This is a genomic window from Pandoraea aquatica, assembly GCF_902459565.1.
GTDB lineage: Bacteria > Pseudomonadota > Gammaproteobacteria > Burkholderiales > Burkholderiaceae > Pandoraea > Pandoraea aquatica.
On the sequence record NZ_CABPSN010000004.1, the window covers coordinates 615,965 to 625,203 of the forward strand.

Consider the following 9,239-nt stretch of genomic DNA (forward strand, 5'->3'; position numbering starts at 1 on the left):
GTGATGTGACGTCACACCGCCCGCGCTTCGTAATGGCGCGGCGGCGTGACGATCTCGTCCTGTGCACGCACGATCTCCAGTTCGTAGCGTCCCGCTAGGTGCGTGACCGACAGTACCGCATCGACCGCCGCGAGCGTATGTTCGAACGCTGCCCGCACCGTATCGCCTTTGAGCAGGCGGGCCAGAAATACGCCCGATGTCAGATCGCCAACGCCGACCGGGTGACGTGAGAAAGGGTAAAGCGGACGCGAGCCATGCCACGCTTCGTCACGCGTGACCACCAGCATGTCGAAGCGATCGGCAGGCTTGCCTGCGTACTCCAGATGCTTGACGAGCACCATCTTCGGTCCGCGTGCGAGCAGGGCGCGGCACGCGGCAACGGCGTCGTCGAACGAATCGATGGGATGCTGCGAAAGCTTTTCGAGTTCGAGATGGTTGGGCGTCATGATGTCCGCGATCTCGGGCATGTGCTCGACGAGATACTGTTCGATGCCCGGCTTGACCTGACATCCTTTCTCCGGATGGCCCATCACCGGGTCGCAGAGATAAATCGCCGCCGGATTGGCCTGCTTGACGCGTTGCACCGCTGCGCGCACGTAGCCCGCCTGTTCCGGTGCGCCGAGGTAGCCCGAGAGCACAGCGTCGCAGTTGCCCAGCTCGCCGATGTCGGCGATGCCTTCGACCAGTCGCAGAATCTCGTCGCTCGGCAGCGCCTGTCCCGTCCATTTGCCGTATTGCGTGTGGTTCGAGAACTGAACGGTGTTGATCGGCCAGACGTTGACCCCGAGACGCCGCATCGGAAACTCGGCGGCGCTGTTGCCTGCATGGCCAAAAACGACGTGGGACTGGATGCTGAGGACGTTTTTCATATTGACGGGGAGAAGCGATGTAAGCGGGGTAGCGAGGGCGCGCGAGGTGAGCGGCGCTAAGTACGCCAACAATACCCGGAAACTACGCAGAATGGACAACGCCCGCAAGCGGCACGTCTCGCATCAGTAAAGACGGGGGCGTGGGCATTGCGGGCGAGGCTTGAGCGTTGGGAAGCGCTGGAAAGCGTTGGGTTGTCGAGTGTGCAACTAGCGGCAAGCGCGTGGCGCGAGGCCATCGCACTTGCCATCGATGCTCGTCGACGCGCTTGCGTCGAACGGCCTACTTCTTCGACGTCATGACCGCTTCGGCCACATTCTTCGGGGCTTCGGCGTAGTGCTTGAACTCCATGGTGTACGTGGCGCGTCCTTGCGTGAGCGAGCGCAGCGACGTCGAGTAGCCGAACATCTCCGAGAGCGGCACCTCTGCGCGTACGATCTTGCCACCCCCCACGATGTCGTCCATGCCTTGCATGATGCCGCGACGCCCTGAGAGGTCGCCCATCACGTTGCCCATGAACTCCTCGGGCGTCTCGACTTCCACCGCCATCATCGGTTCGAGCAGCACCGGCTCGGCGCGGCGCATGGCTTCCTTGAAGGCCATCGAACCGGCCATGCGGAACGCGTTTTCGTTCGAGTCGACGTCGTGGTACGAACCAAATGTGAGCGTGACCTTCACGTTCACGACCGGGTAGCCAGCGACCACACCGTTGTTGAGCGTCTCGCGAATGCCCTTGTCGACTGCCGGGATGTACTCGCGTGGCACCACGCCACCCTTGATGGCGTCGACGAATTCGTACGGCTTTTCCTTGTCCGGTTCGAGCGTGATGACCACGTCGCCGTACTGGCCGCGTCCGCCCGACTGCTTGACGAACTTGCCCTGCACGTCTTCGACTTTCTTGCGGACGGTTTCGCGATACGCGACCTGCGGCTTACCGACCGTCGCCTCCACGCCGAACTCGCGGCGCATGCGGTCGACCAGAATTTCGAGGTGCAGCTCGCCCATGCCGGAGATGATCGTCTGGCCCGATTCTTCGTCGGTCTGCACACGGAACGACGGGTCTTCCTGCGCCAGACGGTTGAGCGCGAGGCCCATCTTTTCCTGATCGGCCTTGGTCTTCGGCTCGACCGCCTGCGAGATCACCGGCTCCGGAAACTCCATCTTTTCCAGAATGATGATGTGGTTCGGATCGCACAGCGTATCGCCGGTCGTTGCTTCCTTCAGGCCCACGGCGGCCGCAATGTCGCCCGCGCGCACTTCCTTGAGTTCCTGACGCGTGTTCGCATGCATCTGCAAGATGCGCCCCAGACGCTCCTTCTTGCCCTTGAGCGGGTTGAGCACGGTGCCGCCCGACTCGATCACGCCGGAATACACACGGAAGAAGATCAGCTGACCGACGAACGGGTCCGTCATGATCTTGAAGGCGAGCGCCGAGAACGGCTCGTCGTCCGACGGATGACGCTCGATCTCTTTGTCGTCCTCGTCGTGACCGGCGATGGCGGGCACGTCGACAGGCGAGGGAAGGTACTCGATCACAGCGTCGAGCATGGCCTGCACGCCCTTGTTCTTGAAGGCCGTGCCGCACAGCATGGGCACGATCTCACCGGCGACCGTGCGCTTGCGCAGCCCGGCCTTGATCTCGTCCTCGGTCAGCGTTTCGCCGCCCAGATACTTTTCGAGCAACGTCTCATCGGCTTCGGCGGCAGCCTCGATCATCTTCTCGTGCCACTCTTGCGCGAGGTCCTTGAGGTTGTCGGGGATATCGATGTACTCGAACTTCACACCCTTCGATTCTTCGTCCCAGACGATGCCTTTCATCTTCACAAGATCGACGACGCCCTGGAAATGATCTTCGGCACCGATGGGGATCTGCAGCGGCACGGCATTGCCGCGCAGACGTTCGTGAATCTGCTTGTGCACGCGAAAGAAGTCGGCGCCCACGCGGTCCATCTTGTTGACGAACGCAATGCGCGGCACCTTGTACTTGTTGGCCTGACGCCAGACCGTTTCCGACTGCGGCTGCACGCCACCGACCGAGTCGTAGACCATGCAGGCACCGTCGAGCACGCGCATCGAGCGCTCGACTTCAATGGTGAAGTCGACGTGTCCCGGCGTGTCGATGATGTTGATGCGGTGTTCGGGGAAGTTGCCAGCCATGCCGCGCCAGAAGCAGGTCGTCGCGGCGGACGTGATCGTGATGCCGCGCTCTTGTTCCTGCTCCATCCAGTCCATCGTGGCAGCGCCTTCGTGGACTTCGCCCAGCTTGTGATTGACGCCCGTGTAGAACAGGATCCGCTCGGTCGTCGTTGTCTTGCCAGCGTCGATGTGAGCGCTGATGCCGATATTTCGGTAGCGCTCGATGGGGGTCTTTCTGGGCACAGTACACCTCTTTTCAGACGGTGAGGAAAAAGCACAGGAGCAGCCATCATACTCCAATGTCCCGATACCTCGCTGGCGGTCACATCGTCCGCAAGTCCAGCGCAGACGGGGCTTTGCGGCGAAGGCGCGGTGACGTGTCGCACCGAGTCCGAGCGCAAAAAAAGCAAAGCCCCGGCGTGAGGGCCGGGGCTTTGGCGGTGACGGCAAAGTTGACGTCTAAGTGACCGCTAATACAGCAGGGTCTGCCGCAGAGAACGCGACGTCAGGCAACCTGCCGCTCACGCGAAAAAGCCAGCACAGCACCGCGCGGGCTATTGGACGCGATACCGGCATCGTCGTCGTAACCGGTGCTTGCAGTATCGCCGCCGGGCAGACGAAAGACCGCCACGGCCTCACGCAGATTGCGCGCCTGATCTTCGAGCGAGCCAGCGGCTGCCGTCGCTTCCTCGACCAGTGCGGCATTTTGCTGCGTGACCTGATCCATCTGCATCACGGCCGTGTTGACCTGCTCGATACCACCCGACTGCTCGCTCGATGCGGCCGAGATTTCGCCCATGATGTCGGTCACGCGCTGCACCGCCTGCACAATTTCCGTCATCGTGCGGCCGGCATCGCGCACTTGCGACGAACCGTCTTCGACCTTGCCCACGGACGTCTCGATGAGCGACTTGATCTCCTTGGCTGCCGCAGCGCTGCGTTGGGCGAGCGTACGCACTTCACCGGCGACGACGGCGAAACCGCGTCCCTGTTCACCGGCACGCGCCGCTTCGACGGCCGCATTCAGTGCGAGGATGTTGGTCTGGAAAGCGATGCCGTCGATCACGCCGATGATGTCGTTGATCTTCGTCGAGCTGGCCGCGATTTCCTGCATGGAACTCACAGCACGTTCGACCACGCGGCCGCCTTCGCCCGCGATCTCCGAGGCGTTCGACGCGAGTTGGCTCGCCTGTCGCGCGTTGTCGGCATTCTGTTTGACGGTGGCCGTCAACTGCTCCATGGACGATGCCGTTTCTTCGAGCGACGCGGCTTGCTCCTCCGTACGCGACGAAAGGTCGGTGTTGCCCGCCAGCAGTTCGCCCGAGGCTGATGCGATGGCGGCAGTGCCGCTGCGCACGCGACGCACGATCTGATCGAGGCTTTCGTTCATGTGTTTGAGGGCCGCCATCAGTTGGCCGGTCTCGTCGCGGCTGGTGACTTCGATGCGGCTCGTGAGATCGCCTTGCGCGACGCGCTCGGCCACTTCGACGGCGCGCGCGATCGGGCGCGTGATGCTGCGCGTGACCGAGTACGCCGCGCCGATACCGATGACCGTCGCGATAACGCCGATCGCGACCAGCAGCCATTTGGCGAAGGCGATGTCGGCGGCCGTGGCAGCCCCCGTGTCGTCGACGATCTTTTGCTGGAGCGTGACGAGGTCGGCGGCCTCGGCCTGCATGGCGTCGAGCGTGGGCAGCGCTTCGCGTTCCACGAGACCGATGGCGTCCGCACGCTGGTCGGCATTCAGGTCGGCGATGACCTTGTTGCGCGACGCCTGGAATGCATCGTTGTGCTTACGCAGACTCGCGATCAATTCCTTGCCGCGTCCCGACGTCACATATTTGTCGAGCACTGCCTGCGCCGCCGCAATGCGACCCAGATTGACGTCGATGCGTTCATTAAAGGCTTTACGTTGCGCAGGGTCTTGCGCGGTAGCGACTTCGAGCATGCGACGGCCGTTGCCGCGCACCATGGCGTCGATACTGTGCGCGGCGTCGGCTTTCGCCCAGGCGCGGGTGAGCAACTCTTCATTGGAGCGTTCGATGGCGATGAAGCGCACCAACGAGATGACCAGCATGGTGAGAAGTAGCAACAGCAGGGTGCCGAAGCCGATGGCCAGCCGGGTTCGGATCTTCAGGTCGGCGATTCGCATAGGGAGAGACTCCTTGTAGTGATTTGATGCCAGGACAACACGGGTGACGTGTAACTGTCGGCGTTTTCGAGGAGTGGTCGCCGGTCTGCTGCGTATAAGCATCGATGCCCGGATCAGGCGCGACGCGACGCAGCTCACGCGCCGGGAGCGACACGTGTGACATGTCCGGCGACGCGTGACGGGGGGATTCGATGAAGCCAGTCCGTCTGATTTCGTATACGACCGGAAATATGCGAACTGAAGGCTACTTTTGTCGCGAAGGGGTAAACGACGAGTTGAGCAACAAAACGAGACGCGCGGCGCGCGACGCACGCGATGACGCAGAACGCGACGATTCAGCCGACGTGATGCAATGTGGCCGCCGAATTCGTGCGCATCGGCGCGCCTGCGTGCGAGTTAGAGCGCTCAGACAAAACGTACGGCATAAATCGGCGGCAAGTGCGCCGACAGCGATTGCCATTGTTCGCCCGCGTTGTCGCTGATCCATAGCGCACCGGTGGTCGACCCCATCGCGAGCGTGCGGCCGGTGGCGTCGATGTCGAGTCCGTGCCGGTAGATCAGATCGTAGGAGGGGGTCTCGGGCAAGCCATGCGAGAGCGAGGTGAACGTCTCGCCGCCATCGCGTGTGCGTGTGACGACGAGACGCGCGTCGACGGGAATGCGGCACGCGTCGCGCTGCGCGGGGGCAAACCACGCCACGTCGGGGTCATGCGGATCGACGGCGACCGCGAAGCCGAAACTCGACGGTGCAGCCTGAATGCGTCGCCACGTGGTGCCGTAGTCGAGTGTGCGGAAGATGCCATTGTGATGCTGGGCCCATAGCGCGTTCGGGGCGTCGCGGCACTGCACGAGGCGGTGAACGTCCTGCGCGTTCGGATCGAGCCGCCGCTCGGGCGGCATGTAATCGGCTTCCATGCCGGACGCGGCGAGCGCCCATGTCTGACCATCGTCGCGCGTGCGCCAGACACCGCCGGTCGACACGGCGACCATCACCTGCCGGCTATCGTGCGGGTCGATACAGATCGAATGGATACCCGCGTGATCGTAGCCGCCCCCCATCCATTCGGCGCGCTCCGGCCGGTCCCACAAGCTTTCGATCAGTTGCCAGCTTTGTCCGTGATCGCCGGAGCGAAACAGGCCGCCGGGAATGGTGCCCGCCCACAGCACGCCGGGCGCGTCGGGGCCTGCGGCTTCGAGCGACCAGAGAAGCTCCACTGACGGTGCTTGTGTTGGAGACTCGGCAGGCTCGGACGGTGGCGTCTGCGTGTCGGACGCTTGCGCGAACGCGGGAGGAGCGAGTTCCGTCCACGTGCTTGCGTCACGCGCGCGGCACCACAGCTTCACACCGAAGTGACCGAGGTTGAGCGCCGCGTAGTCGGTGCCGTCGCGGGCGTCGTGCAACACCGCGCTGACCGGCTCGCCGGGAAAGTCCGGTGTGCTCGACGTCAATCGCCATTCGGCGCCTTCACGCTGCCATGTGAACAATCCCTTGCGTGTGGCGACCAGGAGGGTGGCACCAATGACGTGTTCCATGTTGTCTCTCCTCATCCACCCGAAAGCGCCTGTGCGACGTAGACGCTGCTCGCGCCGGTCAGTGCGTCGCCCAGCGTGCGACGATCGCGAATCAGCCGACCGTCCACAAAGACGGCGACGTGCGGGCGTAAGCGTCCCTGATCGTTGAACAGATAGCCGCGCAGGGCAGGGGTTTGCGACACGCATTGCGCCAGTGCTTCGTGCACGTTCGCGCCGTCGACGTGTTGCTCGTCGACGGGCACATGACGTTGGATTGCGGGCGCAAAAATAACGGTCGCCATGTTGGGCTGGTGGGTGTTTTGTGCGTTGGGGCTCGCTTGTGCGTTTTCCTGCTGCCGCCGAATGTTCCAGGCGCGACGCCGTCAATCGTCGGCAGTGAGACTTTCAGTGTAGACAATGAGGATCATCTGCGGCGGCAGCCTCCCGGATTCGTCGCGCGAGTGTTGCGTGTGCGCCGCGCTATGTATGCCAGGAAATAACGCATGTTGCGGATGAGCGCGACATGCGGGGCGCGATTTGGTGTCCTTTGCTTGACGCCCGGCGAGTTTCGAAGCGCGTGAAGCGTGATCGTAGGGTGCGGCCTCGCATATCGGACACTCCCCAACCCCATTCCCCCCGTTATGTTTCACCATTATCGGAGTGCCCGCGAACGCGGTGCCGCAACCGAAACCAGGAGGAAACAATGGCGAGAACGAAAGGCAAGGACATCGGGATTGGACGTTGGTCGGATAACGCGGCCAAGCGTCAATGGCGTTTGCACAAAGAGGGAGAGTCGTCGGCAAAGGAAGATCCGACGGTACGGCGTCCGCCCGAAATGGCGAAGTGCGAAGGGCATTTCGTCTGGAGTGTGCGGCAGGCAGCCTTCATCGGTCGCGACGACGATGCGCGTGACACTCATGATCTGCGCAATTCTCGGGGGCCGCTCAAAGGCGGCGTGCGTCACTATGTCCCCTGCACAGCGCATGCCAAGCGCTATGGCAGCGTGGCGCAGGCGAGGGCGGCGGGAGACACGTTGGTGGGCGATGTGCTGATCATGTACAGCTTCGCCGCCAACGGCCCGCTATACATCGTTGGCCGATGACGGCGTAGCAAATCCGGCGTGCAGATTGGGGCGGAGGGTATCGGCGCGTTGATTCGGCGCGTTGATTTGGATTACTTGCCGAGTTCGTGGCCGATCACGCCGCCGACGACGGCACCGCCGATGGTCCCCGCAGTGCTACCTCCGGTGGCTTCGTGACCGATGACGCCGCCTGCCGCTGCGCCACCCAGCGTGCACCCGATGATGGACGAACCCATCGCAAGCGCGGTGATGACAACGAGAATCGACTTGGCCATTTTCATGATGCGTCTCCTGTAGCAATTGGCGGCAGCGTGCCGCGCAGCGACATGAGTCCAGCTTAGGGCGGGCCTGATTGACGCACTATCGGTCGTGGCTGAAACGACTGTAGGAATTGGATGACAGGGAGCGCTGCCTCGTCTTTTTGGTCGCCTGTGGTCGGGCTTGTGCCCGCGCTGGTGTCTGGCGCTAGTGTCTGGATTACGGGCCCATGAGCCATCCGACAATCGACGCTCGATGGCCAGACACCATTCGACTCACCTGATGCAAAACGTAGGCGGGAAAGACCACCACCGTGCCTCTTGCTCGAAACGCCGGATCCTTCAGCTCCGCACGGCTTGCATCGCGGAGCAGAAAATCGCCCCCCTCGTAGCTGCTCCCGTCCGAGAGCATGATGATCACCGTGATGACTCTTCTTAAAACGTCGGGATCGTTGTGTGTTGCGTCGCTTCGCGGTGCGCCATCGCGATGCCAGTTGAAGAAGCAGCCCTGCTCGTAAGTACTAAATTGCGTGCCCTGTATTTCGGCGATGTCGTACTGCCAGAGTTCGTGGTTGGCCAGGCATCCGTAATGCAGGCAGATCTGGGAAATCCAGTGTGCTTTGTTGAAAAATCCGACTTTCGATTTTCTGACGTTTTCGTTGCGTATCGGTCCTTCGGCTGTCGATACCACATTGGCATCGGACAGGGCTATCGAGCGGCCTGTGTCGAGCAGCAGGTCGCAGAATTCGTCAGGCAGGTGCGATGGCCATACACGGTAAAGCGCGGGGGCAGGTGGGCAGTTTGTCATCGCGGGTCCTCGGGAGGGGAGGTCGATACGGTGCGGGCTGATACGTGCTGATGCAGTGTATGGGCCCGTGCCGTGCGGCGATGCACCTGCGCGTTTTTTCGGGAGATTGCCGGTGGGAATTCGAGGCACGCCGCCCAATCGCGGCAGGTTGAAGGGGGACTTTCGTAGGGGGAAACAAAAAAGGGTCTGCAAGCGCAGACCCTTTTCGTTACATGAATACTTGGTGGGGCGTGAGTGACTCGAACACTCGACCTACGGATTAAGAGTCCGCTGCTCTACCAACTGAGCTAACGCCCCGATACTACCGGGAACAAAAAAGGCTGCAAGCGTCGCAGCCTTCCTGTAATGCTTTGGTGGGGCGTGAGTGACTCGAACACTCGACCTACGGATTAAGAGTCCGCTGCTCTACCAACTGAGCTAACGCCC

The 9,239-nt window shown here is 62.3% G+C and carries 8 protein-coding genes and 1 tRNA gene; 1 reads left to right on the forward strand and 8 read right to left on the reverse strand.

From position 1 onward, the window contains the following. Window positions 1–11: 11 nt before the first annotated feature. From pdxY to PAQ31011_RS17110, 5 genes are all read right to left on the reverse strand, one after another. Window positions 12–869, reverse strand: a complete 858-nt coding sequence (pdxY, locus tag PAQ31011_RS17090; protein WP_150576913.1) for a pyridoxal kinase PdxY — start codon at window positions 867–869, stop codon at window positions 12–14. Between the two features lie 280 nt (window positions 870–1,149). Continuing rightward, window positions 1,150–3,246, reverse strand: a complete 2,097-nt coding sequence (gene fusA, locus PAQ31011_RS17095; RefSeq protein WP_150576914.1) for an elongation factor G — start codon at window positions 3,244–3,246, stop codon at window positions 1,150–1,152. A gap of 262 nt (window positions 3,247–3,508) precedes the next feature. Beyond that, window positions 3,509–5,155 carry a methyl-accepting chemotaxis protein gene (locus PAQ31011_RS17100; RefSeq protein WP_150576915.1) on the reverse strand — a complete coding sequence of 549 codons (1,647 nt, stop codon included), beginning with the start codon at window positions 5,153–5,155 and terminating at the stop codon, window positions 3,509–3,511. Window positions 5,156–5,560: 405 nt separating this feature from the next. After that, a complete protein-coding gene (locus PAQ31011_RS17105; RefSeq protein WP_150576916.1) occupies window positions 5,561–6,688 on the reverse strand; it encodes a VPS10 domain-containing protein in 1,128 nt (375 codons plus the stop codon). An 11-nt stretch (window positions 6,689–6,699) separates the two neighbouring features. Beyond that, entirely contained in the window at window positions 6,700–6,969 is a 270-nt protein-coding gene (locus PAQ31011_RS17110; RefSeq protein ID WP_150576917.1) for a MoaD/ThiS family protein, read from the reverse strand. A 401-nt stretch (window positions 6,970–7,370) separates the two neighbouring features. Between PAQ31011_RS17110 and PAQ31011_RS17115 the strand changes: the two genes are divergently transcribed. Further along, window positions 7,371–7,769 carry a hypothetical protein gene (locus tag PAQ31011_RS17115; RefSeq protein ID WP_150576918.1) on the forward strand — a complete coding sequence of 133 codons (399 nt, stop codon included), beginning with the start codon at window positions 7,371–7,373 and terminating at the stop codon, window positions 7,767–7,769. A 71-nt stretch (window positions 7,770–7,840) separates the two neighbouring features. Here the strand turns inward: PAQ31011_RS17115 and PAQ31011_RS17120 are convergent, their stop codons facing one another. From PAQ31011_RS17120 to PAQ31011_RS17130, 3 genes are all read right to left on the reverse strand, one after another. Then, complete coding sequence (locus PAQ31011_RS17120; protein WP_044455446.1) at window positions 7,841–8,029, reverse strand: glycine zipper 2TM domain-containing protein; 189 nt, start codon at window positions 8,027–8,029, stop codon at window positions 7,841–7,843. 196 nt (window positions 8,030–8,225) lie between these two features. Continuing rightward, window positions 8,226–8,813 carry a 2OG-Fe(II) oxygenase gene (locus tag PAQ31011_RS17125; protein ID WP_150576919.1) on the reverse strand — a complete coding sequence of 196 codons (588 nt, stop codon included), beginning with the start codon at window positions 8,811–8,813 and terminating at the stop codon, window positions 8,226–8,228. A 221-nt stretch (window positions 8,814–9,034) separates the two neighbouring features. Next, window positions 9,035–9,110, reverse strand: a tRNA-Lys gene (locus PAQ31011_RS17130). Between the last annotated feature and the right edge of the window lie 129 nt (window positions 9,111–9,239).